The organism is Cyanobium sp. Cruz CV13-4-11 (assembly GCF_024346055.1).
Classification (GTDB): domain Bacteria; phylum Cyanobacteriota; class Cyanobacteriia; order PCC-6307; family Cyanobiaceae; genus Cyanobium.
In genome coordinates this window covers 208647-232453 of sequence record NZ_JAGQCH010000001.1, presented here as the reverse complement: position 1 = coordinate 232453, position 23807 = coordinate 208647, and the positions used below count along the sequence as shown (strand labels likewise).

Sequence of the window (23807 nt, the reverse complement as noted above, 5' to 3'; positions counted from 1 at the left end):
AGGGTTCCCGGCGGCGGTCAAGCCAGCCAGCGGCACACCAGGGGGCCGGTGGGGCTCAGTCGTACCGACGGGGGTTCGGGCTGATGGCCAGCTGCACCTCCAGCAGGAACAGCAGCAGGGGGGTGATCCAGTGCATCCTGGCGGGACCGCTCAGGCCTCCGGGGTGATCTGGCTCTGGAGCAGGGCCTCCAGTTCCAGATCGGAAAGGGGAGCCAACAGCTGGTAGCCCTGGCCGTGGCGACAACCGAGGGTGAGCAACATCTGCCGCTGACGGGAGCGTTCCACCCCCTCCACCACCACCATGATTCCGGTGGCGTCGCTGAGCCGGATCACGGCGCTGAGCATCGCCTGCTGCAGCTGGTCGTAGTCGATCGCGGAGATCAGGCTCCTGTCGATCTTGACCTCACTGAAGGGCAGCTCGGTGAGCCGCTGCAAGCCCGAATAGCCGGTGCCGAAATCATCCATGGCCAGATCAAAGCCCTGGCGCCGGAGGTCCCGCAGCTGGTTGGCGACGTGGTTCGACATCTCCAGGATGCTGCCTTCGGTGAGCTCCAGCACGATGCGTCCGGGGGGCAGCTGGTGGCGTTCCAGGGCCATCAGCAGGTCGCTGCTCCTGCTCGATCGCCGGGAGTCCCTGGGTTGCAAGTCCTTGGGTTGGAGGCCCTGGGCCATCCACGGATTCGGAGAGCGAACGGTCCAAAGATCCGAACCCAAACCACGGATAGTCGCCCTGTCCCTATCGGCATCGCTGCGCGGGCCTTGCAGTGGGCCGCGGATTGGGGCGCGCAGCCCTTTCCTAGGCTGATTCTCTTCGCTCCATCCCCGATGGCGAGCCCCCTCTCCCCGCTGCTCTACCTGCCCCGGTTCCTGGCCCGGTTCCTGGCTCTGCTGCTGGCCCTGCTGCTGGGCGGACTGCTGCCGCTGGCCCGCCCCGCGCCGGTGGCGGCAGCGATGGACTACGCCAAGCAGGTGCTGATCGGAGCCGATTTCCACGGCGCCGACCTGCGCGGCGTCACCTTCAACCTGACCAACCTGCGCGACGCCGATCTCTCCGGGGCCGACCTGCGCGGCGCCAGCCTGTTCGGCGCCAAGCTCCAGGACGCCGACCTCAGCGGCAGCGATCTGCGGGACGCCACCCTCGATTCTGCCGTGTTTGAGGGCACCGACCTGCGCAACGCCCGCCTCGACGACGCCTTCGCCTTCAACACCAAGTTTCGCGGGGTGCGCATCGACGGCGCCGACTTCACCAACGTGCCCCTGCGCGGCGATGCCCTCACCACTCTCTGCGCCGCCGCCAGCGGCACCAACCCCGTCAGCGGTCGGCTCACCCGCGACACACTGAACTGCAGCTGAGCCCGCCCCGATGAGCTTCGATGCCCGCAGCCGTGAGCGGCTGGAGGCCCTGGGCCGCCAGCTGCCCAGCAAGCTTCCCGCTCCGCCGCCACCCACCCCGACGGCCGGCGATGCGGCCCCGGGCAGCCGCGCGGTCGACCGCCGCCATCCCGTCGAAACGGAGCAGGACCCCGAGAAGCTGTTCCGCGGGCTGATGGACGTCAGCGCCGACGGCAACGTGCCGCCCCACCTGCTGGAGCGGCTGCGGCAACTGGAGGTGCCTCCCCCCACCAGCCCCTCCGCCGGCGGCGACCTGGCCAGCGGCAGCCAGCCTCCTGCCAGCACCGGCCGCCGCTGGACCCAGGCCCCCCGGAGCGGAGGGAACAGCCGCCCCTCGGCCGGCGATCCCGAGCTGGACCTCTACACCGCCTTCCAGCAACTGCTGCTCGAGGACGACTGATCAGTACATTCGTACTAGACTGAAGGCCGTCGCCCGGGACCGGGATGGGGGTCGACCTCAACGAACAGCTGAACCTCCACCCCGGCCGCACCCTGCTGCTGCGCGTCTGCGGCGACTCGATGCTCGGTGCCGGCATCCGCCACGGCGACCTGCTCGTCGTGGATCGGGAGGCCACGCCCCGCTCCGGCGGCATCGTGGTGGCCCTGCTGGAGGGGGGATTCACCCTCAAGCGCCTGATGCGCCGGGGGACGCACTGGTGGCTGGAGCCGGCCAACCCCGCCTACCCGCCCCTCGCCCTCGGTGGCCGCGACGACGACCGCCTCTGGGGCGTGGCGCTGCACGTGATCCGTTCGCTGCCGGGGGGGCGATGAGCCAGGCCACCGTGCTGGTCGACGGCAACAACTTCTACGCCTCCTGCGAAGCCGCCCTCGACCCCTCCGTGATCGGCAAGCCCCTGGTGGTGCTCTCCAACAACGACGGTTGCATCGTCTCCCGCAGCGCCGAGGCCCGCGCCATGGGCATTCCCATGGGCACCCCCTGGTTTCAGGTGCGCCACGACCTGGAACGCCGCGGTGTGATCGTGCGCAGTTCCAACTACGGCCTCTATGCCGACATGAGCCAGCGGCTGATGGCCAGCCTCGAAGCCTGGGTGGAGGAGCTGGAGGTCTATTCCATCGACGAGGCCTTCGGTCGCCTGCACCGCCCCCCCGGCGACGGCGACCTCACCGCCTGGGGGAAAGACCTGCGCCGGCAGGTGCGCCGCCAACTGGGTCTGCCGGTGGCGGTGGGCATCGCCCCCACCAAGGTGCTGGCCAAGGTCGCCAACCGCATCGCCAAGCGCGACCTCACCCATGGCGGCGTTTTCGATCTGGGCCAGGCCGGGGATCCGGGCCCCTGGCTGGAGGCCATCGCCATCGAGGACGTCTGGGGCATCGGCCGCAAGCTGTCCCGCTGGTGCCGGTTGCGGGGCATCAGCCAGGCCCGGGCCCTGCGCGACATGCCGAGCGGCGAACTGCGGCACCGCTGTGGCGTCGTGGGGGTGCGCCTGCAGCAGGAACTGCGCGGCCACAGCTGCCTGCCGCTGGTGGCCGTGCCGCCGGCGAAGCAGGAAACCTGCGTCAGCCGCAGCTTCAGCGAACCGGTCACCAGCCTCGAGGGCCTGCGGCAGGCGATCGCCACCTACCTGAGCCGGGCCTGCGAAAAGCTGCGCCGCCAGGGGCAGCGGGCGAGCAGCGTCACGGTGTTCGTGCGCAGCAGCCCCTTCAACGGCACCCGCTTCTATGCCAATGCCGCCACCGTGGCTCTGCCCCTGCCCAGCAACGACACCGCCGTGCTGCTCGCCGCCGCCCTGCCCCTGGCCGAGCGGCTGTTCCGGCCCCACAAGCCGCTGCAGAAGGCGGGCGTGCTGCTGCAGGATCTGCAGCCGGTGGAGCTGCTGCAGCACCACCTGCTGGTGCCGCTGCCGCCGGAGCAGCAGCGGCGGCGCGAGGCCCTGATGGCCACCGTCGATGGCCTCAACCGCCGCTACGGCAGCGGCACCGTGCAGTGGGCCGCCTGCGGCCTGCGGCCCCGCTGGACGATGCGCCGCTCGCGCCTGTCGCGGGCCTCCACCACCCGGCTGAGCGATGTGCCGGTGGTGCGGGCCTGAGGGCCTTCAGGGGCGCTTCACAGGGGGGGGCTGGCCTGCCCCTGGCGAGCCTGGGTCCTCCCCATCGTCTTGAAGCGATGCAAGCCAGGCCGCATCCACCGGCTGCGGGGACGTCGGCCCAGGCCTTGACGAAAACGCAGGACGTCCGGCAGATGAAGGACGTGGAGCAGCAGGCTGGAGCCTCCACGCTTGAGTTGACCAATGGCGGCGAAGCAGACAGCCAGGGCGAGGGCCGCCAAGCCATCGGTGATCCAGCCCAGCAATCCCCCCTGCAGGCGCAGCTTGCGCAGCTCTGCCAGGCGGTAGTCGGCGCGCTGAATCTGGGGCTGGAGTTGATCAAGCACCACGGCCCGCACCTGGTCGAGGGGCTTGGTGAACGCGCCCTGAATCTGGGCGGGAGCGCCGGGCAGTTGGCTGATCGCCCGCTTCATGGCCGCTTCACTCTTGGCGAGGCGGATCTCCTCAGCCACCTGCTTCACCTGGCGCATGGCGCTCAGTTCCTCGCTGTTGCCGTCACCGAGCAGCTTCAGCCCCGCATGGGTTTGCAAAGGAATCAGCAACAGAAAGCCGATGGCGGCGAAAAAGGCGAGCCGCCGCATCCACTGCACCTGGTCGGCCAGGCGGGTGGACTGGGAGCGCAAGAGCTTGGCCAGCAGCAGCAGCACCGCCCCCAGCAAGGGAAAAAGGGCCGTGGTGCGCAGGGCATTGGCCAGTTTCAACTGCCAGGCGGGCTGCAGCAAGGCCACCGGCAGCACCAGCTTGAGCAGGAAGGCGACAAACAGGCCAAACAGCCCGTAGGCGATGTACTGCAACACCAGGGAGAGCTCGCGGCTCGATTCCCGCTCAGACAGAGATGGGCTCACAGGCAGGAGAAAAAGAACAGGAACCGACCGCGAACCGGATCGCCAAAGGCCGTACCGTGCAGCATCCAAAACTTGGTCCAAGCCAAAAATAGCGCCATCGATGTGAACCTTCACGTCAAAATCCGAGAAAAAGCGCAAACCAGGCAGGCTTTGCCTCAAAAGCTCGATCCACCAGCGCCGGCTGCCTGGAGCCCCGAGGCTGCAAACCCCAAGTCGAAACGGCATGCGCAGACGGCGACACGGACCGAATCGGCACAGGCGCCTGCAGCGCTCGGGCGCGTTGCCACAGCCGACCTCCAGGCTCAGACGCCCGCAATCAGCCGAGCACAACGACATACCGCAGACAGTTCCAGCACTGATCGCAACCGGAAAGCAGCAAAGGCGACGCGTTGAAGTCGCAGATGCGCAGGACGACGGGTACCATTTGCGGGACTGAACTGTTTTCCATGGTTTCGCTGAACTCCCTCAAGCGCTTGCAAAAGCCCATGAGCCTGCTGGGGGTCGGCGGCCTGGCAGCCATGGCCAGCGTGGCGATGGGCGTGGCGCAGCCGGCATCCGCCGCCACGGTGAGTGTCCAGGGCATTGATGCCAGCAGCATCCTCAACAATATTGTTCCCAGCGGGCCATTTACCCCCGTAATGGTAGGCGATACTTTTGAGATTGATTTTAGCAATCTTTTCACTACCACTCCTAGCAACTTTAGCGTCATCAACGACTACAGCCTTCAAATCGCTAACATTGGCACAGGTACACTATCGTTCACGGATGTTGAGCTGTTTGTTGTAGGAACAATTGATACAAACTTCTTTGTGGACCCCATGAACCCAAATATTGTTGCCTTCAATGACACCGTAAGCATCTGGCAGCAATCGTCGATTCCAGGCTTTGCACCCCAAACTGGCCAAGGCATCAGCGACTTCAGTGTCAATGGTACTGGACAGAATTTTGGGGTCGGACCAGCCTTCAAATCGGCAAACTTTAAATTGACGGGTCCAAATATGCCTGTCTTTGGAATGGCTACTGCTGGACTGATCAACACGATTCCTCTTGATCTTTCTTCTGTGGGAGTTCAAACCTTCACCGGCGCCAAGATCAGAGGTAAGTTGTCGGGCTATACAGGGTCTAACCCTCTGTTCTCGGCTGGTCTTGGCATTTTTACAGACAATAACCCGGTTAATGAGCCGCCCAACTTCGTTTACGGCAACGCTTTCAGCACCCCCGTCCCCGGCCCCATGCCCCTCTTTGGTGCCGCCGCTGCCTTCGGCTGGAGCCGCAAGCTGCGTCGCCGCCTCAGTGCCACCAAGATCACATCCTGAGTTTTAGGCCACGCCCACCAGTGCAAGCCTCCCTATCCAGGGGGGCTTTTTTTATGGGTGATGGGTATCAAGTCCGGCGTCCGTCGGCCTTCAGCTGGAGGCCGCCGGTGGCGCCTGCCCCACAGCCGCCTCAATCATCGTGGCGTTCACGGGAATCGTCTCCAGCGCCTCGTCATTGTCGAGAAAGGCCTCGAAGGAGGCGTAACGCTGGATCTCGGGTTCGGCCTCGCCGCAGACGGCCGCCCAATCGCCATCCTCGGGCTTCACCACGCCATAGCTGGCCAGGGCTTCGTCAAGATCGCCGGCATCAGCAATCGCTTCACCGTGCCAGAACACTTCGTAAATACCCATCGCGGCTGCAGGGTCAGAGGTCATGAAATAAACTGGCGATCTGGTTGCGGCCGTTGCCCTTGGCCAGCTCGAGGGCACGCTCGGCCCGTTGCATCAGGTCGGTGAAGCGCTGATCCGAGGGGGACAGGACGGTGAGGCCACCGCTGATGTGCAGGCGGAAGTCGGAATGGCTGTGGACGCCGGGCAGGTGGGCGACGGCGGTGCGCAGGCCATCGGCCAGGGCCATGGCCTGATCACGCTGGATTCCCACCAGCAGCAGGGCGAAATCGCCATCCCCGAGGCGGGCAGCGAAGTCCTGGGGCTGGAGAAAGGTGCGCGTCAGCTGGACCAGATCGGTGAGCACCTGATCGCCGGCGAGGTGGCCCCAGCGATTGTTGATCAGGCGCAGATTGTCGAGATCGAAGAGAAGCAGCGACAGGGGGTGCTGGTCGCGGCGGGCACGGTTGAACTCCCGCTCGCCGATGCTCAGGAAGGTGTGACGGGTGGGCAGGCCGGTGATCGGGCAGAGGTGGGCCAGGCGCCGCAGCTCCAGCTCGCGCATGGCCAGCTGGGCCAGGCGGTGCAGCAGCTCGCGCTGCTCCGGGCTGAGATCACGGGGCTCCCGATCGATGACGCAGAGGGTGCCGAGGTTGTGGCCCTCAGGGGTCTGCAGGGGCGCCCCGGCATAGAAGCGGATGTGGGGATCGGCGAAGACCAGGGGGTTGCTGCGGAAGCGCTCGTCGGCACGGGCATCGGGCACCACCATCACCTCGTCGTGGACGATGGCGTGGGCACAGAAGGCCATGTCACGGGGCGTTTCGCGCACCTGAAGTCCCCGCTTGGCCAGGAACCACTGCCGATCGGCCTCCACCAGGGAGAGGGCCACGATGGGGGTCTGGAAGAGGGCCGCGGTCAGATCCAGGATGCGATCGAAGTGCTCGTCACTGTCGGCATCGAGGATGCCGTAGCGCTCCAGTTCACGGAGCCGCTGGTCCTCGTCGGCGGGGACGGGATAGGCCGGATAGGGAGCCATGGCAAGCCTGCGTCCAAGCAAAATCTAGGCAGAACGGGCGCCGGCAAGTGGAATCCGAAGGGGGAGAACAGACTCAGGCCGCGGGCACCGCCAGGGTTTCCTCGTAACCGGCGCGGCGGCCGTCATCCAGCTGGTTCAGGTAGCGGCGCTCGGCGTAATAGGCCTCCTGGAAACGCAGGGCGTCGACGTTGAGGGCATCGAAGAGCTCATGGATGCGGGTCTCCATGTCGAGCCCGCTGCCGACCGCCGGAGAGGTGGGGGCTGGCGGGGGCACCTGGCGCTCCTCCTCCAGCAGCCGGGCGATGCAGTGCTCCAGGGTCTGCAGGCGCTGACTCGACCAGGCATTGAGCAGGTGACGGCAGCGGCGCAGCACCCGCTGGCGCTCCAGCGACGCCGTGGCCCCGCGTAACTGCAGCGGCGGATGGGCCAGGGCGAGGCGCTGCACCTCACTGGGCTCCAGCAGGGGAGTGAGCCGGCCCAGCAGGGCGCTCTGCTCCACCAGCAGCCGGTCGCCGAGGAGGCGGGGCAGGTCGAGATCGGCCAGATCCAGGCCGGGATCGGTGCCCCGGTTGATCGCCTCGAGCCGCCCGGCGCCGAGGTTGTCCTCCTCCAGCTCGCCGATGGCGGCCCAGAGCTGGCGGTGGTGCTGGAGGGCGAAGTCATCGAGTTCGCGGCGCCGCAGCTCGGCGCGGATCACGCCGCGCCAGGGGGCGCAATGGAGGTAGAGGCGCAGGATCTCCGCCTCGGCCCGCTCCCGGTGCCCCACCTCCCCGGGCTGCTCCCATTTCACGGAGCGGCCGTGCCAGCGCTGGCCCTTGACCTGCTGGCGCAGGTCCTCCTCCAGCTGGATGGCCAGCCGGGCCTGACCGCCCGAGAGGCGCTCGGCCACCTGCTGCAGGTAATGGCTGCGCACGGCCGACTGGGGCAGCTTGCCCAGCAGCTGCACCAGAGCGGAGACGGCCTGCTGGAACTGGTCGGCCCGGGCCAGATCCTTGCCTTCAAACACCTGCTCGATCTGCCAGTCGAGCCAGAGCGGGGCCAGATCGAGCAGGGAGCGGTACTCCCCCGGGCCGTGCTGCTGCAGGAACTCGTCGGGGTCCTTGCCGGCGGGCAGGTGCAGCACCCGCAGCTCCAGCTGGCCCTGCAGCGCCAGCTGCTCCACCTCGCCGATGGCCCGCTGGGCGGCACGGATGCCCGCCCCGTCACTGTCGAAGTTGAGGATCAGCCGCCGGCCGTCGCAGCAGCGGCACAGCTGGGTGATCTGGCTGGAACTGAGGGCCGTGCCGAGGGCCGCCACCGCATTGGTGATGCCGGCGGCGTGCAGGGCGATCACATCGAAGTAGCCCTCCACCACCACGGCCCGGTCGTCGCGGCGGATGGCGTCGGCGGCCCGGTCCAGCCCGAACAGATGCTTGCCCTTCTCGAACACCTCCGTTTCCGGGGAGTTGAGGTATTTCGGTTCGGCCCCGTCCAGACCCCGCCCACCGAAGCCGATCACCCGGCCCTGGCGATCACGGATCGGCACCATCACCCGGTCGCGGAAGCGGTCGTAGAAGCCGCTGCCCCCCTTGCGGGCCACCACCAGACCGGCTGCCTCCAGCAGGTCGGGCCCGAGGCCCTCCACCTGCTGGAGGTGCTGCAGCAAACCATCCCAGCCGGCCGGGGCATAGCCCAGCTGGAAGGCTTCGAGGGTGGTCTCGCTGAGGCCGCGGCTCTGGCGCAGGTAGGTGAGGGCCGCCGCCCCCTCCGGCGAGCGCAGCTGGCCCTGGAACCAGCCCGCCGCCAGGGCCAGCACCCGGTGCAGACGATCGCGGCGGGAGAGCTGCTGGCGCAGTCGCTCCTGCTGGGGGCCGTCGAGGGTCTCGACCGGCAGCTGGTATTTACGCGCCAGATCCAGCACCACCTCGCTGAAGCTGGTGCGCTGCAGCTCCATCAGGAACTTGATGGCGTTGCCGCCCGCCCCGCAGGAGAAGCAGTAATAGAACTGCTTGGCGGGGGACACCGTCATCGACGGGGATTTGTCGTCGTGGAACGGGCAGATCCCGACGAACTCCCGTCCCTTCTTCTTGAGCACCACGTGCTCCCCCACCACATCAACGATGTCGGCCCGCTCCTTGACAGCCTCGATCGTGCGGGGATGGAGACGGGGAAGACTCAAGAGTGCAGGCTCAAGACAGATCGGGGCGTGCAGGGTGAAGGGCCGCCGCTGTGCCGACCCTATCGGTGGTGGTGGACTTGGCCCCATTCTGGGGCCTGACACCACGGATGGAGATCACCGGGTGAACCGAACGCCCCCGATCGACCCCGGTCGAGCCCTGCCGGCCGGGGGCTGGATGGTGCTCAGCGCCCTGGCCTTCAGCCTGATGGTGGTGGGGGTGAAGCAGGTCGGCGACCGGCTGCCGATCGCCGAGGTGGTGCTGGCCAGGGCCCTGGTGAGCCTGGTGCTCAGCTACGCCATGGTCCGAAGGCTGGGTGTGGATCCCTGGGGCCGGCGCCGGGGACTGCTGGTGCTGCGGGGCCTGGTGGGCAGTGCCGCCCTGTTCTGCGTCTATGCCGCCGTGATGCACCTGCCCCTGGCCGCCGCCACGGTGCTGCAGTATCTGTACCCCACCTTCACGGCGCTGCTGGCCTGGCTGCTCCTGGGCGAACGCCTCGGCCGGCGGGTGCTGCTGGCCATGGGGCTGGGCTGGCTGGGCGTGCTGCTGGTGGCCCAGCCGGCGGCCAACTCGGCCCTGCCGGCCGCCTGGGTGGCGGTGGCGGTGGCCGGCGCCCTGCTCACCGCCGTGGCCTACGTGAGCGTGCGGAGCCTGGCCGGGAGCGAACACCCGGCGGTGATCATTTTCTTCTTTCCGCTCATGGCGCTGCCCATGAGCCTGCCCCTGGTGCTGCTCGATCCGGTGCTGCCGACGCCGGGCGAATGGCTCTGGTTGCTGGGGGTGGGGGTGTTCACCCAGGTGGGTCAGGTGGGCCTCACCCGGGCCCTCACCCAGCTACCGGCGGCCCGGGCCACGGCGATCAGTTACGTGCAGGTGGGATTCGCCGCCCTCTGGGGTTGGTGGATCTTCGGAGAAACCGTTGATCTGCCGACGGCGATCGGGGCGGCCCTGATCCTGATGGCCACGCTGATAAGCCTGGGCCAGCCGCCCCTACGATGACGCCGCCAGGTTGGGTTCCCTTGCTGTTGATCCCCCTGCCCGGTGCCGTCCATGCCTGGCTGGCCACGGTGGTGGCGGGCTTCGCTCAGGGGGCGGAGACGCCACTGATCCGGCCGCCGATCGCGCCGGGGATCGTCCCCCTGCCGCTGATCATGGTGACCATCGGCGGCATCTTCCTTGGCACCCTGGCAATCAGTCGCTTCTCCCTGAAGATCGGGGTGCCGGCGATTCTTGGCGTGCTGATCTTCGGCCTGTTCATCAATCCCTCCGTCACCCTGTTCAGCCATGAGACGATCCTGCGGCTGCAGGATCTGAGTCTGTCGATCCTGCTGTTCAACGCAGGCCTGGAAACCGACATCCGCTCGATACGCGGTTTCCTTGAATACGGCATCATCCTGGCGGTGGGTGGCGTGATCCTCTCCAGCCTGATTCTGGGGACGATCGTCTGGTTCGTGGCCTCCCCCGATGCCGGTGGCATCGAGCTCGGCTTCCGGCAGGTGCCGGTGGCCGTGGCGATGCTGGTCGCCGCTTGTCTGGGCTCGACCGACGCCGGGGCCACGATGAATGTCCTGCAAATGGTGCAACGGGCGGTCCCAAACCGGCTTTCGGCCCTGATCCAGTTCGAATCCTCCGTCAATGATCCCACCGGCATCCTGTTTCTGGGGCTGGTGATCGGCCTGACGACCCTGGAAGGAGGCAGCAGCGGGCAGCAGGTGGTGGTGGAGCAGCTGCAGACGTTCCTGCAGAAGATCGGTTCCGGCTTGTTGATCGGCGTCTGCGTCAGCTACCTGGGGCGCTTCAGCCTCAACCGGCTGGTGCGGGAGGCCAGCCAGTTGCTGCTCCTGGGCATCGCCATCGGCCTGATTTCCTATGGCGTGGCGGAGTTGATGGGCGGCTCCGGCTTCATCAGCGCCTATGTGGCCGGACTGATGCTGCGCAACAACACCTACAGCAACAAACAGATCACACCCGAAGCCCTGCAGCAGACGCTGCTGCCGTTCAACAACATGACCGAAATCACCGTCTTCCTGATCTTCGGTTTGAGTGTCCATCCCCTGGATCTCCTGCCGGCATTGCCAGAGGGCATCGTCGTCGCCCTCGCGATGATGCTGGTGGCCAGGCCGGCGAGTGTTTTGCTGCTGCAACGCCTCTCGCCCTTCAGCTTGCGGGACTCGTTGCTGGTCTCCTGGTGTGGTCTGCGCGGCGCCGTTCCGCTCGCCCTGAGTTTCGAGATGGTCGACGCCATCCCCAGGGTGCGTGGCATCGACCCGGCCGCCGTGCCAACCCTGGTGCAGAACGCCGGCGGCATCGTCTTCTGTGTCGTGGTGATCAACCTGCTGGTGCAAGGCCTCACGCTTCCCCACGTGGCCCGCTGGCTCAGGCTTTCCGAGGAAGTGGCAGGGGCTCAGTGATCCAGTCCTGGCTGTTGCCGTCACTGCTGCCGCTGGGGCGGGCCAGGCGCCAGCTCTCACCCCTGGAGCCCCGCTGCAGGTAGAGCTCGAAGGGGCTGTCGACGCGAATGGCATCCCCCGGCAGACGCCAGTCGAAGCGGCCACTCAGGTGCAGGCCCCGTCCTTCGCCGATGGCGATGGTCTCCTGCTCCTCGACCCGCACCCGGCTCACCTCGGGCAGCCCGCCGGCCTCCAGATTGAGGGCGCGGGCAATGGCCCCCTGGGTGAGCTGGATCTGCAGGGAGAGGGCGTCGAGCAACACGCCCCTGGGGGGCTGGGCGGCTCTGGAGCAGCCCCCCAGCAGCAGCACCAGGGCCAGCAGCGATGACAGCACCAGCGACAGCGGCGACCGGGAGCGGCCCGGGGGGCTTGGCAGGAGGGGCAGCATGGGGGCTGACGCACGTCTCACCATGATCGGCTGGCTGCAGGGGCGACTGGCCGAACCATGGCAGCAGGCGAACCGTTGCGGGGCCCTGCTGATCTGCCAGGGGGTGGGCTACGAGGTGCAGTTCACCCTGAGGCAGTGGCAGCGCCTGCCCGAGGTGGGCAGCGATCTGGCTCTGCACGTGCACCACAGCATTCGCGATGACGGCTGGACGCTCTACGGCTTCTCGGCCCGCCAGGAGCGGGACCTGTTCCGCGAGCTGGTGGCCGTGAGCGGTGTGGGGCCCCAGATGGCCCTGGGCCTGCTCGGCGCCCTGGAGGTGCCCGACCTGGTGCGCGCCATCGTCCACGCCGATCTGCGCAGCCTCTGCCTGGCCCCTGGGGTGGGCAAGCGCACGGCCGAGCGGCTGTCGGTGGAGCTGAGAGCGCGCCTGCAGGAGCGCTTCGCCGGCCTGGTGGATCCCCTGGAGGAGGAAGAAGCCCCCGGCAGCGAAACCCCAGGGGGCCCAGCGGCCCCCTGCCGCGAAGAAGTGCAGATCACCCTGGTGGCGCTCGGTTACGAGCCCCTGGAAATCCACCGGGCCCTGCGGGCCGTTGCCGCCGCCGGTATTGAGGCCTCCGCTGGTGCCGATGACTGGATCCGCGAAAGTCTGCGCTGGTTGTCCCGCGCCGTGGCCTGAAGCGGCAGACCCAGAGGGAAGGCCTACGGGCTGCGCGTTAAGGTGTTGGTTTGCACCGTTCGGGCTCAGATCCGCCCATGCCGCTCACCACCACCCAGAAACAGGAACTGATCAATTCCCATCAGGCCCACGGCACCGACACCGGCTCGGTGGAAGTGCAGGTCGCGATGTTGAGCGAGCGGATCCAGCAACTCAGTGGCCACCTGCAGAAGAACATCCACGACTTCTCCTCCCGCCAGGGGCTGCTCAAGATGATCGGTCGCCGCAAGCGCCTGCTCGGCTATCTCCGCGCCCAGAGCGAGACCCGCTACGCCGAACTGATCAAGAAACTCGGCATCCGCGGCTGAGGGACGTCCCATGGCCCGTCGGCCGAAGCCGAAATCCTTCGGGGCAGACCGCCCCGTACCCACGACCCCGGCCAAGGCGCCCCGCCAGCAGGTGATTCCCGAGGCGGTGGCCAACCGCATGGTGCGGCGCATCGCCATCGCCACGGGCACCCCCACCGTCCTTGGCATGGGCGTGTTCGTGGCCAGCTATCTGCTGGTCAGCCGCGGTGTGCTCGACATCCCCCCCGGCCTCACCCTGGTGGGTTCCGGAGCCTTCTTCCTGCTGGGTCTGCTGGGCCTCAGCTATGGGGTGCTCTCCGCCAGCTGGGAGGACGCCCCGGGCACCCTCCTGGGCCTGGAGCAGATCGGCGTCAACATCGGACGGGTACGGACCTCGGTGCGAGCCATGCGCCAGGGCACCTCGGGCTCCGGCTCAGGCAGCCCCCAGGGGTGAGCGCAGCCAGGCCCTGAAATCGGCCGAGGCCAGCGTCTCGACAGCCGCCGGCGCATCGGCGACGCAGAACTGGCCCCCCAGCCGCACGAAGCGGGTTTCGTCCTGGTGCTTCACCAGCGCCACCACGGGCACTCGCACGCCAGCCTCCTCCTGGCCTGGACGGTGGCGTGTCAGGCATTCCCGCAGCCGGTGCTGGACGGCAATGTCGCCGGCCTGCTCAGGCGCCAGTTCCACCATCACCAGCTGCAGATCCTCGATGCTGCGGCAGTCGTCCACGAGCAGCTGCACCCGGTCGTCGCGGCGGTCGACGCCGGCCCAGAGCAGCAGGCGCGCATCCACCATCAGGTGGTCGGCCAGGCGGGCGTAGCTCTTGGGGAACACCACCGCCTCGCAGGAGCCGGTGAGGTCCTCCAGCTGCAGCACGGCCATGCGGTCGCCCTTGCGGGTGGTCACCTGGCGAATCTCGCTCACCATCACCACCACGCTCACCTTGGCCTTGTCGGCCATCTCCTCAAGATTGGCCAGGCCGATCGGGGTGAGCAGCCGCACCTGGGACGCCAGCTGGCGCAGGGGGTGGTCGGAGATGTAGAAGCCGAGCAGTTCCTTCTCCAGCTTCAGCTTCTCGGTGGGGGGATAGTCGGCCACCGAAGCGGCCTTCGGCGGTGCGGGGGCCTCCACGGCAGCGGCGCCCTCGGAAGTCCCCGCAGACCCGCCGCCGAACAGGTCGAACAGGTTGCCTTGGCCGCTGGCCCGGTCGCGGGCGCGGGAGCTGGCCCAATCGAGCACCAGATCGAGATCGGCCATCAACTGGGCCCGGTTGGCCTTGGCCTCAAGGCCATCGAGGGCACCGCAGTGGATCAGCGACTCGATGGCCCGGCGGTTGAGCTGCTGGCCCGGGATCCGGTCGCAGAGATCGGCGAGGTGCAGGAAAGGGCCGCCGCTGGAGCGGGCTTCGATCAGCTGGCGGATGGCGCCATCGCCGAGGTTGCGGATGGCGGAGAGGCCGAAGAGGATCTTCTTGCCCACGGGGGTGAAGTCGATGCCGGAGGCATTCACGTCCGGCGGCATCACCTCGATGCCCATGGCCTGGCAGTTGGCGATGTAACGCTGCACCTTGTCGGTGGTGCCGGCATTCACCGTGAGCAGGGCCGCCATGTAGGCCACCGGATGGTGGGCCTTGAGGTAGGCGGTCTGGTAGGTGACGGCGCCGTAGGCGGTGGAATGGCTCTTGTTGAAGCAGTACTCGGCGAACAGCACCATCTGGTCGAACAGCGCCTCGGCGATGGCGGCGTCCACGCCCCGATCGCTGGCGCCGGTGACGAACTGGTGGCGGTGCTTCTGCATCTCCGACACCTTCTTCTTGCCCATGGCCCGCCGCAGAAGATCCGCTTCACCGAGGGAATAGCCCGCCAGATCCTGGGCGATCCGCATGATCTGCTCCTGGTAGACCATGATCCCGTAGGTCTCCTTGAGGATCGGCTCCAGCTTGGCGTGGGCCACATCAATGGCCTCGCGGCCATGCTTGCGGTTGATGAACTTGGGGATCAGGCCCGCATCGAGGGGCCCCGGCCGGTAGAGGGCCAGGATGGAAGAAATGTCCTCCAGGGAGGAGGGCTTGAGATCGCGGACGATCTGGCGCATGCCGCTGGATTCGAGCTGGAAGATGCCCTCGAGATCCCCCCGGGCCAGCAGGGCGTAGGTGCCGGGATCGTTGGCCGGCAGGGCGTCGGGATCGAGCCGTTCCCCCTCGGCCTGGGCCACCAGTTCAATCGTCTTTTCGATCATGGTGAGGTTCTTGAGGCCCAGGAAGTCCATCTTCAGCAGGCCCATCGCCTCGACGTCCTCCATGAAGTACTGGGTGATCACCTGGCCGTCGTTGTTGCGCTGCAGGGGCACCAGTTCATCGAGGGGTTCGGCGGCGATCACCACCCCGGCGGCATGGACACCGAACGTTTTGTTGGTGCCCTCGATCCGGCGGGCCAGATCCACCCAGTGGCGCACCTTCGGATCGTTCTCGTACTTCTCGCGGAATTCCGGCACCGGCGACTCGGGGCCGATCATCTCGGCGAGCTTGGCCGGCTTGCCCCGGGCCACGGGGATCAGCTTGGCCAGCCGGTCGGCCTCGCCGTAGGGGATGTCGAGCACCCGGGCCACGTCCTTGAGCACCGCCTTGGAGGTCATGCGGTTGAAGGTGATGATCTGGGCCACCTTGTCCTCGCCGTAGCGGCGGGTGACATAGTCGATTACCTCACCGCGGCGCTCGATGCAGAAATCGGTGTCGATGTCAGGCATCGATTGGCGTTCCGGGTTGAGGAAGCGCTCGAACAGCAGGCCGTGCTCCACAGGATCGATGTTGGTGATGCCGAGGGCGTAGGCCACCAGCGAACCGGCGGCCGACCCGCGCCCAGGGCCCACCGGAATGCCCTGCTCCCGGGCGAAGCGGATGTAGTCCCAGACCACCAGGAAGTAGGTGGGGAAGCCCATCTGCTCCATCACCTGGAGCTCGAAGGCCAGCCGCTCGGCGTAGCCGGAATCGATGGCAGCGTCATCTGCCAGGGAGAGGCGGCGGCGCAGCCCCTGGTGGCTCACCTCACTGAGATAACTCACCGGGGTGTGGCCCTCGGGGATCGGGAAGCGGGGCATCTGTTGGCGCCCAAGGATGTCGTAGTCCTCCACCTTCTCGGCCACCATGGCGGTGGTGGCGATGGCGGCGGCGATCACCTCCGGCTCCAGATGGTCGGCGAACAGCTCGGCCATCTCCGCCTCACTCTTGATGTATTCGGTGCCCGTGTAGCGCAGGCGCTTTTCGTCGCTGATCAGCTTGCCGGTGAGCACGCACAGCAGGGCGTCGTGGGCCTCCACGTCGTTGCTGGTGAGGTAATGGGCGTCGTTGGTGGCGAGCAGGGGAATGCCGAGCTCGGCGCTGATCCGCGCCATTTCCACGTTGACGATGCGGTCTTCGAGGCCGCCGTGGTCCTGGATCTCCAGGTAGAAGTCGTCACCGAACACCTCCCGGTACCAGCTGGCCACCTCGCGGGCCACATCGGGGCGCCCCCGCAGGATCGCCTGGGGGATCTCGCCGCCGAGGCAGGCGGTGGCCACCATCAGGCCTTCGCTGTATTGCTGCAGCAAGGATTTATCGATGCAGGCCCGGGCGAAGATCCCCCGGCCGCGCATGCCGCGCAGATGGCTGATGCTGGTGAGCTTGACCAGATTGCGGTAGCCGACGGCGTTGCGGGCCAGCACCACCAGGTGGTAGCGGCGTTCCTTTTTCGGCTGGGGATCCTCGATCGAGCCGTTGATCACGTACATCTCGTTGCCGATGATCGGCTTGATGCCGGCCTTCGTACACAGCTTCAGCAGCTCAATGGCGCCATACATGACGCCGTGATCGGTGAGGGCCAGGGCCGGCATGCCCAGGGCCACCGCTCGCTCCACCATGGCCGGCAGCTGGGAGGCCCCGTCCAGCAGGCTGTAGTCGCTGTGGTTGTGGAGGGGGACGAAGGCCAAAGGCTCTGCGTGGCGGAGCTAAGCCTAGGGGGGAACACCACCAGATCAAGGCCTTTGAGAGCCGAAAGCGCGGCTGGGCACACCAGATATGGGGTCCAGGCCGATGGGTCTAGGTGACCGTGAACTGACTGCTGCTCATCAGCGCCAGCCCCGGGGTGAGCCTGGCGAAGGCCACCGCCGCCACGGCACCGTTGCCATCACTGTCGTAGGAGAGCAGGCCAGTGGCGTTGTTGTAGAGGATGCGCTGGTTGCCGTCGGTGGCGGCCGTGCCGATCTGGAAAGCCGAAGCCGCCAGGGGGCCGGTGCTGGGCAGGGCGGTGAAGATGGCGTTCTCCAGCTCGATCGTGTCCCCCTGGGCGATGGTGAAATCAGTGATCACGTCACGGTTGGTGGTGGTGTTGGGGGCCGCCTGGAAGCGGAAGCGATCGGCGCCGGCGCCACCGGTGAGGGTGTCGTTCCCGGCGCCGCCGATCAGGGTGTCGTTGCCCGCACCGGCGTTGATGACTACGGGTCCGCGGGTGAAGGCGCTGGCGTCGAAGCGGTTGGCGCCGGAGTAGCCGATCAGCTGGGCCTGGTCGATGTCCAGGAGGCTGTCGGTACCCAGGCCGGTGAGTTGGCTGTCGGTGAGGGTGAAGTCGGCATCGCCGGCGGCGCGCACGCGGTCGTTGCCGGTGGCCCGGCCAATGAGAACGTCGTCGCCGCCCCGGCCTTCGTAGATGACGAGGGCGCCGGTGAAGCCGGAGCCTTCCAGGGTGTTGGCGCCGGTGCCGCCGATCAGGTGGGCCTCTTCGATGCCGTCGAAGCTGTCGGTTCCCAGGCCGCTCAACTGGGTGGCGCCCAAGGTGAAATCGGTGTCGCCGCGCCCGACGATGCGGTCGCGCCCGGCCCCACCGCTCAGGAGGTCGTCCCCAGCGCCGCCCTCAAGCTGGTCGTTTCCGTGGCCACCACGCAGGGTGTCGTCGCCGCTCTCGCCGTACAGGAAGACGCTGCCCAGGGTGAAGGCGGAGGCGTCCAGGGTGTTGGCGCTGGCCCCGCCAATCAACGCGGCCTGCTCGATGTGCTGGAGGCTGTCGGTGCCTTGGCCGGTGAGCTGGCTGTCGGTGAGGGTGAAGTCGACATCACCGCGGGCACGCACCCGGTCGAGGCCGCTGGTGCGGCCAATCAGGGTGTCGCTGCCACCGCCGCCTTCCAGGATGGTCAGGGCGCCGGTGAAAGCGGAGACATCCAGGCTGTTGGCACTGGCCCCACCGATCAACTCGGCCTGATCGATGTGCTGGAGGCTGTCGGTGCCCTGGCCGGTGAGCTGGCTGTCGGTGAGGGTGAAGTCGGCATCGCCGCGGGCGCGCACCCGGTCGAGGCCGACGATGCGGCCGATCAGGGTGTCGTCGCCACCGCCGCCTTCGAGGATGGTCTGGTTGCCGGTGAAGGCGGAGACATCCAGGGTGTTGGCGCCTGCCCCCCCGAGGAGGATGGCGGCGTCGATGCGGATCAAGGTGTCGACGCCACGGCCGCTCAACTGGCTGTCGGTGAGGGTGAAGTCGCCGTTGGTTTGGCCGCGCACCCAGTCGTGGGCGACCCCGCCCACAAGGGTGTCGTTGCCACCTCGGCCTTCAAGGACGGTGTGAGTGCCGGTGAAGCCGGCGACATCCAGGCGGTTGTCGCCTTGCCCGCCAATCAGGTAGGCGATGTCCATGCTGGTGAAGCTGTCCGTTCCGTTACCGGTCAACTGGGTGGCGCCCAGGGTGAAGTTGGTGTCGCCGCTTTCGACGATGGCGTCGCTGCCGACCCCGCCCGTGAAGGTGTCGTTGCCGGATCCACCGGTGAAGCGATTGGCATAGAAGCCCCAGGGCCAGTGCCAGGTGCCGGCCTCCCGGGGGCCGATCAGGTGGTCGTCGCCTGCCCCACCGCTAAGGGCAACAGCCCCGCGTGTGAAGGCGCTGGCATCGAGGGTGTTGTTGCCAGATCCGCCGCTGAGGATGGCCCGTTCGATGCTGATGAGGGTATCTGTCCCTAATCCCGTCAGTTGGGTGTCGCTGAGGGTGAAGTTGACATCCCCTTGTTCCTGAAGTTCATCGATGCCATCGCCGCCGCTGAGGGTGTCGTCGCCGGCGCGGCCTCTGAGGGTGTCGTCTCCGGCCGAACCGTTGAGGACATCGTTGCCAGAGGTTCCTGAGAGGACGTCATCCCATGGAGTTCCTACCTGTTCAAAGCTGTCGCTGAGATTGATCCTGATGGCTGCGGTATCGGATAGTCCCCCGCTATCCGTAACTGTGACGGACAGATTGAAGGTCGGCGTGGTCTCGAAGTCGAGGTCATTGCTATCGTTGACTGTAATTTCCCCAGTTGTACTGTCGATGGCAAAAGCTAGATTGCTGTCGCCATCAGGGTTGCTGTTGCCCGCCGTGATGGCGTAGGTGAGCGTGTCTCCTGCGTCAATGTCGGTGGCGGAGACGGTTCCGACTGTCTTGTTGTTGGGACTGTTTTCAGGCAGGGTGAAGGTCGCGTCTTGGGCTTTCGGAGATTCGTTTCCCGGTTCATCCACGTTGGTGAGTTTGATGGTGACGGCTCCGGTAGCGAACAGTCCCCCGCTATCATTACCTTTGACAGTCAGGTTGAAGGTTGGCGTGGTCTCGAAGTCGAGATCGCCGCTGTCGTTGACGGTGATGGCACCGGTGGCAGCGTCGATGGCGAAGGCGGCCTGACTGTCGCTGTCGGGGTCGATATTGCCGCCAATAATGGCGTAGGTCAGGGCTGTGCCAGTCGCCGTGACTGTACCGACAAGGGTTCCCTCTAGGCTATTTTCCGCCACGGTGAAGGTAGCATCTTCCACTTCCGCAGTGGGAGCTGAACCGACCGCGTAGACTTGTTTGGCCCTGACCGCATTGCCTGATATTCCTGGGACAAAATGCACGTCGCCGACGTTATTGAAAATACCATCCAGCCCCACCGAACTATTCTTAACCGCATCGGCAGAGTCCAGCGTATTCCATAGAACTAATTGATTGTTGCCGTCATAGATCTTGAATTCATCAATGGCGACTTCCCCAAGAGGATTGGCGGGGGGTGGATTGCCGGACGTGATCAAATTCAACGTGCCGCCAGTGAGTGGGATAAACGGGCTTATTCGTCCTTCCTGATCCCAACGATTTGAGTTGAGGACTCCGTCCACATAAATTGCGAGTTTCCTGTCGCCGAGTCCAGGAATGCCATCTTCATTCCATTGGTAAACGTAATGGTGCCACTCATCAACGAGTCCAGCTCCCAAGACATCCTCATAGGTCCAATAACCAAAGTCACCTGTACCTGTATGGTTGCCAACTCCGCTTCCAGCACCGCCTACCAGTCCCCCGTCGCCGTTACCATTATTGCCAGCAAACCCCACGCCCCAGCCACTCTGACCATCAGTGAGCGTGAATAAAAAGGGGTCGCGAGCACCCCAATCGATTTCTCCCGAAAAGCCACTTAGTTGAGCCCAAAAATCAATCTTCCCAGCCTCGATCGGTATCACTTCTTTGGGGAAACTCACCGCCGTCAGGGGAAGGGTGACATCAACCGGAACTTCTGCGATATCGCTGAGGTTGACTTTGATGGCGGCGGTATCGAACAGTCCCCCGCTATCGGTAGCTTTGACGGTCAGGTTGAAGGTTGGCGTGGTCTCGAAGTCGAGGTCGCCGCTATCGCTGACGGAAATTTTCCCGGTGGAGTTGTCGATGGCGAAGGCGAGGGTGCTGTCGCCGTCGGGGTCGCTGTTGCCCGCAGTGATGGCGTAGGTCAGGGGTGGGTTGCCGAAGGCGGTCATGGTGCCGACGGCCGTGCCGGCCTGGCTGTTCTCCGGCAGCGCGAAGGTGGCGGGGTCCAGGCTTAATCCGCCCCGGCTCCACAGCACCTGGATGGTGTCGTCGGCGCGGCCCACGACCACGTCAAGCCAACCGTCCCGGTTGAAGTCATCGACCGCTAAAGCCCATGGGGCCGCATCGAGTGCGGTGGACAGCGGTGAAGTAAAATGGCCGCTGCCGTCATTCAGAAGCAGGTCGACCGATTTGGTGGAGGTGGAGGAGACCACGAGGTCGCTGTCACCATCCCGGTCTATGTCCGCCGCGGCGAGATATCCGTCGATACCGCTGACAGCGAAGCTGGCCGTGGACGGGAAGCTGCCGGTACCATCTCCGTAAAGAATGTCCACGCCACTATCCTTGTTGCTGCGCACGGCGATATCTTGGTGACTGTCGCCATTGAAGTCGGAGGTTACAACATATTGATGCTGGGGTGAAAGATAAGTTCCTCCCACTTTGCGTAGGGTGCCGTTCCCATCGGCGTGGTTGAGGAAAACCAGAACACCGTTGTACAAGGCACCCACGACAACATCCGGAGCGCCATCCTCGTTGAAGTCGGCCAGATCAAAATACTGCGGGTTCTGGCCCGCCGGATCGGAGTCGGAGACCGAGAAGCTTCCATTCGCGGCCTGGGTGAGGACGTCCAACGTCCACCCCCCATTGTTGTGACTCACCACGACATCAGGCAGTGCATCGCCGTTGAAGTCAGCGATGCCGGCGAACATCGGGTTGGCCCTTGTGGCCGTGATGATTCCGTTGCCGACCGGCCAGGGGGCGAAGCTGCCGTCGCCGTGACCCCGATAGAGTTGGATCTTGCGCCCTGTGTAGTGACCGCCATAGATGGGAACGACCAGGTCGAGGTTGCCGTCCAGGTCGAGGTCGCCAAGGGCGATGGAGGTGGCACCGATGTTCTGGGAGACGGGCCACCAGGACTCCGAGAGCACCACCTCAGGGGCGAACGACTGGTCGCCGTTGTTGAGGTACACACCAGCGGTACGAAAGCCGTGGGCGGCAGCGATATCGGGGAAACCGTCGTTGTTGAGGTCGCCCGTGACGAGGCGGGTTGTTCTGTTGCCTGGAGAACTGGGATCGGCAGCCATCGGGGTGCCGGGGAGGAACCAGTCGTGCAGCGAAGCGCTCGCGACGAGGGCTTCGCCCAGGGTGGTCATCAAGGCGGGATCCCCATGGTTGGCCTCCTCACCGGTGAGGTTGATCTCACCAGCGAGTGACTGGGGAACGGGGGAGGTGGAGACGATGTTTGTGTATGCCATGAAAAGTTCCCTCGATGGGCCGACTGCAGTGCAGGCAGGCATCTCGCCTCTACGAGAGATGCCTATTCGTAGACTCTGTGACGCTCCAGAACAATGAATGAGTGCTACAAAGTGCTGCTGCCGTGGAGACGATGAATCATCTGTTCATCTCCACTATGGGGCAGATCATCTGGCTCCGTACTCAGTAGTACTTAAATCTTCGTGACGACATCACCTGTTGGAATCCAACGCTAAGGTGGTGATGCTCAATCTTCTGAAACCCCACCAGGAGATGCCAGCCTCGTGCCGCCGCCGCAGAAGCGTTCAGCGCATCTTTTTTGGCGATCTCAGAGGAGCCTCACGCCAGGTCCGTAGCCCTTCAGGGCGCGATCGGTGCTGAGCAGCAGCACCCCTTCTGAACGGGCCTGGGCGACCAGGAGGCGATCCAACGGGTCCTTGTGGTGGGGAGGCAGGAGCGCCGTGGCGACGGCATGGTCGGGGGTGATCGCCAGAAACGCGAAGCCCGCCTGCTGCGCCGCTGTGATCAGGGACTGGGGTGACACCGGCAGCTTGCCCAGCTGATGCTTGATGGCGGCCTCCCAGATCGAGGCGGCACTGACCAGACAGCGGGCCCCACGCAACCGTTCCTCCCATTCCCTGGAGAGGCGGGGGTCCCCACTCAGCCACCAGAGCAGCACGCAGGTGTCGAGCAGGTAGCCCCCTTGAGCCGCCATCAGGGCGATCCCTCAGTGGCGCCAGCGATCAAGACCGCCACCGCGCTCTCCACCTCCGGGGAGAAGGCGGCATCAATGCTGGCTGGCTCCAGATCCAGCGATCCCCGCCCGCCCAGCTGGTGGGCGGGGCTGCCCGGCACCAGCCGCACCAGTGGTTTGCCAGCCCGGGCGATCCATATCTCCTCACCGTCGAGGGCGGCCTGCACCAACTCAGAGAGCTGGGCCTTGGCCGCGTAGATGTTGGCCTGGCGCATGGCCGAATCGCCCGCTTCTTTGCAACACTAACCTGGTCAGACCAGGGTCTCAAGAGCTCTGCGAAGGTATGGATCCCGGGCGCGGCTTTGCTCGCCTCACCCCCCGAAAAGGCGCACACCTTCGAATTGGTGGAAGGCCCCATCGGTGGTGGCCAGCGTCAGGTCGCGCACTGCCGCCTGAGCCGCCAGGATCCGGTCGAACGGATCACGGTGCGGCACATTCCAGCTGCCGGCCAGCAGGCTTTCGCTGCTGAGGATGGGGCACTCGATGGCGCCCAGGCCATCAATCACCCGTTGGAAGTTCTCCACCACCTCACTGGCACCCGGCAGCTTGCCCAGCCGCCACTTGGTGGCAATCTCCCAGGTGGAGGCGGCGCTGATCAGCAGCTGTGTATCTGGGCTTTCCAGCGCCTCACGCAGACCCTGGTTGAGCTTGTGGGGCTCCAGCACGGCCCAGAGGAGCACATGGGTATCGAGCAGCAGCTTCATGCGCCCCAGGCGGCCAGCTCGCTCTCGGGCAGGGCCTCGAAGAAGCTCTCATCGACCGTTCCGGCCAGGAATCCCAACCGGCGGGGCGGTGACGGGCTGAGGGGAACGAGGCGGGCACAGGGTTTGCCATTGCGGGCCAGCACGATCTCCTCGCCGGCGGCCACCCGCAGCAGCAGCGCGGAGAGATGGGTTTTGGCCTCCTGAACGTTCACCATGGCGCCTGAGCTGGGTCGAGGCATCAGACCAGACCAGAATGACCTGGTCATCTTAGCCAGAGAGGCCTGACTTGCTCAGGACCGATCGGC

22 protein-coding genes are annotated in these 23807 nt (G+C 66.0%); 10 read left to right on the top strand and 12 right to left on the bottom strand.

The genetic code is table 11. The features are described from left to right. Nucleotides 1-150 precede the first annotated feature (150 nt). Nucleotides 151-672: an EAL domain-containing protein gene (locus KBZ12_RS01255; RefSeq protein ID WP_254955854.1), complete on the bottom strand. Its 522-nt coding sequence runs from the start codon at nt 670-672 to the stop codon at nt 151-153. 153 nt (nt 673-825) lie between these two features. Between KBZ12_RS01255 and KBZ12_RS01250 the strand changes: the two genes are divergently transcribed. Genes KBZ12_RS01250 through KBZ12_RS01235 form a run of 4 tightly spaced genes read left to right on the top strand, consistent with a single transcriptional unit; the run spans nt 826 to nt 3440 of the window. Then, nucleotides 826-1353, top strand: coding sequence for a pentapeptide repeat-containing protein (locus KBZ12_RS01250; protein ID WP_315859263.1), 528 nt, complete (start codon nt 826-828; stop codon nt 1351-1353). Nucleotides 1354-1363: 10 nt separating this feature from the next. Further along, on the top strand, nt 1364-1792 hold the full coding sequence (locus KBZ12_RS01245) for a hypothetical protein (protein WP_254955853.1): 429 nt from the start codon (nt 1364-1366) through the stop codon (nt 1790-1792). Between the two features lie 44 nt (nt 1793-1836). Then, nucleotides 1837-2163 (top strand): LexA family transcriptional regulator, encoded by a 327-nt coding sequence (locus tag KBZ12_RS01240; protein ID WP_254955850.1) that lies wholly within the window; start codon nt 1837-1839, stop codon nt 2161-2163. Further along, nucleotides 2160-3440 carry a Y-family DNA polymerase gene (locus KBZ12_RS01235; RefSeq protein ID WP_254955848.1) on the top strand — a complete coding sequence of 427 codons (1281 nt, stop codon included), beginning with the start codon at nt 2160-2162 and terminating at the stop codon, nt 3438-3440. Before KBZ12_RS01240 ends, KBZ12_RS01235 begins: the two co-directional genes overlap by 4 nt. Before the next feature lie 17 nt (nt 3441-3457). On the opposite strand, the gene KBZ12_RS01230 is transcribed toward KBZ12_RS01235, so the two are convergent. Next, nucleotides 3458-4303: a hypothetical protein gene (locus tag KBZ12_RS01230; protein ID WP_254955846.1), complete on the bottom strand. Its 846-nt coding sequence runs from the start codon at nt 4301-4303 to the stop codon at nt 3458-3460. A gap of 446 nt (nt 4304-4749) precedes the next feature. On the opposite strand from KBZ12_RS01230, the gene KBZ12_RS01225 reads away from it, so the two are divergent. Next, nucleotides 4750-5619, top strand: a complete 870-nt coding sequence (locus tag KBZ12_RS01225) for a hypothetical protein (protein WP_254955844.1) — start codon at nt 4750-4752, stop codon at nt 5617-5619. A 90-nt stretch (nt 5620-5709) separates the two neighbouring features. On the opposite strand, the gene KBZ12_RS01220 is transcribed toward KBZ12_RS01225, so the two are convergent. The 3 genes from KBZ12_RS01220 to dnaG all read right to left on the bottom strand — a co-directional run bounded on the left by KBZ12_RS01220 (nt 5710) and on the right by dnaG (nt 9140). Further along, nucleotides 5710-5970 carry a hypothetical protein gene (locus tag KBZ12_RS01220; RefSeq protein WP_254955842.1) on the bottom strand — a complete coding sequence of 87 codons (261 nt, stop codon included), beginning with the start codon at nt 5968-5970 and terminating at the stop codon, nt 5710-5712. 13 nt (nt 5971-5983) lie between these two features. Beyond that, on the bottom strand, nt 5984-6982 hold the full coding sequence (locus KBZ12_RS01215; RefSeq protein ID WP_254955841.1) for a sensor domain-containing diguanylate cyclase: 999 nt from the start codon (nt 6980-6982) through the stop codon (nt 5984-5986). A 73-nt stretch (nt 6983-7055) separates the two neighbouring features. Continuing rightward, nucleotides 7056-9140 carry a DNA primase gene (dnaG, locus tag KBZ12_RS01210; protein ID WP_254955840.1) on the bottom strand — a complete coding sequence of 695 codons (2085 nt, stop codon included), beginning with the start codon at nt 9138-9140 and terminating at the stop codon, nt 7056-7058. Nucleotides 9141-9315: 175 nt separating this feature from the next. On the opposite strand from dnaG, the gene KBZ12_RS01205 reads away from it, so the two are divergent. Then, nucleotides 9316-10137 carry a DMT family transporter gene (locus tag KBZ12_RS01205; RefSeq protein ID WP_254956022.1) on the top strand — a complete coding sequence of 274 codons (822 nt, stop codon included), beginning with the start codon at nt 9316-9318 and terminating at the stop codon, nt 10135-10137. 20 nt (nt 10138-10157) lie between these two features. Then, a complete protein-coding gene (locus KBZ12_RS01200) occupies nt 10158-11549 on the top strand; it encodes a cation:proton antiporter (protein WP_254955839.1) in 1392 nt (463 codons plus the stop codon). Here KBZ12_RS01200 and KBZ12_RS01195 read toward each other — a convergent pair. Further along, nucleotides 11515-11976 carry a hypothetical protein gene (locus KBZ12_RS01195; protein WP_254955838.1) on the bottom strand — a complete coding sequence of 154 codons (462 nt, stop codon included), beginning with the start codon at nt 11974-11976 and terminating at the stop codon, nt 11515-11517. The genes KBZ12_RS01200 and KBZ12_RS01195 overlap by 35 nt on opposite strands. A 22-nt stretch (nt 11977-11998) precedes the next feature. Between KBZ12_RS01195 and ruvA the strand changes: the two genes are divergently transcribed. The 3 genes from ruvA (at nt 11999) to KBZ12_RS01180 (ending at nt 13432) form a co-directional block, all read left to right on the top strand. Beyond that, entirely contained in the window at nt 11999-12652 is a 654-nt protein-coding gene (gene ruvA, locus KBZ12_RS01190; RefSeq protein WP_254956021.1) for a Holliday junction branch migration protein RuvA, read from the top strand. A 77-nt stretch (nt 12653-12729) separates the two neighbouring features. After that, a complete protein-coding gene (gene rpsO / locus KBZ12_RS01185) occupies nt 12730-12999 on the top strand; it encodes a 30S ribosomal protein S15 (protein WP_015108092.1) in 270 nt (89 codons plus the stop codon). A gap of 10 nt (nt 13000-13009) precedes the next feature. Then, on the top strand, nt 13010-13432 hold the full coding sequence (locus KBZ12_RS01180; RefSeq protein WP_254955837.1) for a PAM68 family protein: 423 nt from the start codon (nt 13010-13012) through the stop codon (nt 13430-13432). Here KBZ12_RS01180 and KBZ12_RS01175 read toward each other — a convergent pair. The 6 genes from KBZ12_RS01175 to KBZ12_RS01145 form a co-directional block, all read right to left on the bottom strand. After that, the gene (locus KBZ12_RS01175) at nt 13412-16942 is read right to left on the bottom strand and encodes a DNA polymerase III subunit alpha (protein ID WP_254955836.1); all 3531 of its coding nucleotides are present in this window, start codon (nt 16940-16942) and stop codon (nt 13412-13414) included. The genes KBZ12_RS01180 and KBZ12_RS01175 overlap by 21 nt on opposite strands. A gap of 109 nt (nt 16943-17051) precedes the next feature. After that, on the bottom strand, nt 17052-22046 hold the full coding sequence (locus KBZ12_RS01165; protein WP_315859265.1) for an FG-GAP-like repeat-containing protein: 4995 nt from the start codon (nt 22044-22046) through the stop codon (nt 17052-17054). Nucleotides 22047-22372: 326 nt separating this feature from the next. Then, on the bottom strand, nt 22373-22759 hold the full coding sequence (locus KBZ12_RS01160) for a type II toxin-antitoxin system VapC family toxin (RefSeq protein WP_254955835.1): 387 nt from the start codon (nt 22757-22759) through the stop codon (nt 22373-22375). After that, a complete protein-coding gene (locus KBZ12_RS01155; RefSeq protein ID WP_254955833.1) occupies nt 22759-23013 on the bottom strand; it encodes a type II toxin-antitoxin system Phd/YefM family antitoxin in 255 nt (84 codons plus the stop codon). Before KBZ12_RS01155 ends, KBZ12_RS01160 begins: the two co-directional genes overlap by 1 nt. A gap of 96 nt (nt 23014-23109) precedes the next feature. Continuing rightward, nucleotides 23110-23502, bottom strand: a complete 393-nt coding sequence (locus KBZ12_RS01150; protein WP_254955832.1) for a type II toxin-antitoxin system VapC family toxin — start codon at nt 23500-23502, stop codon at nt 23110-23112. Continuing rightward, entirely contained in the window at nt 23499-23741 is a 243-nt protein-coding gene (locus KBZ12_RS01145; RefSeq protein ID WP_254955831.1) for a type II toxin-antitoxin system Phd/YefM family antitoxin, read from the bottom strand. The genes KBZ12_RS01150 and KBZ12_RS01145 overlap by 4 nt, the downstream gene beginning before the upstream one ends. Nucleotides 23742-23807: the final 66 nt, after the last annotated feature.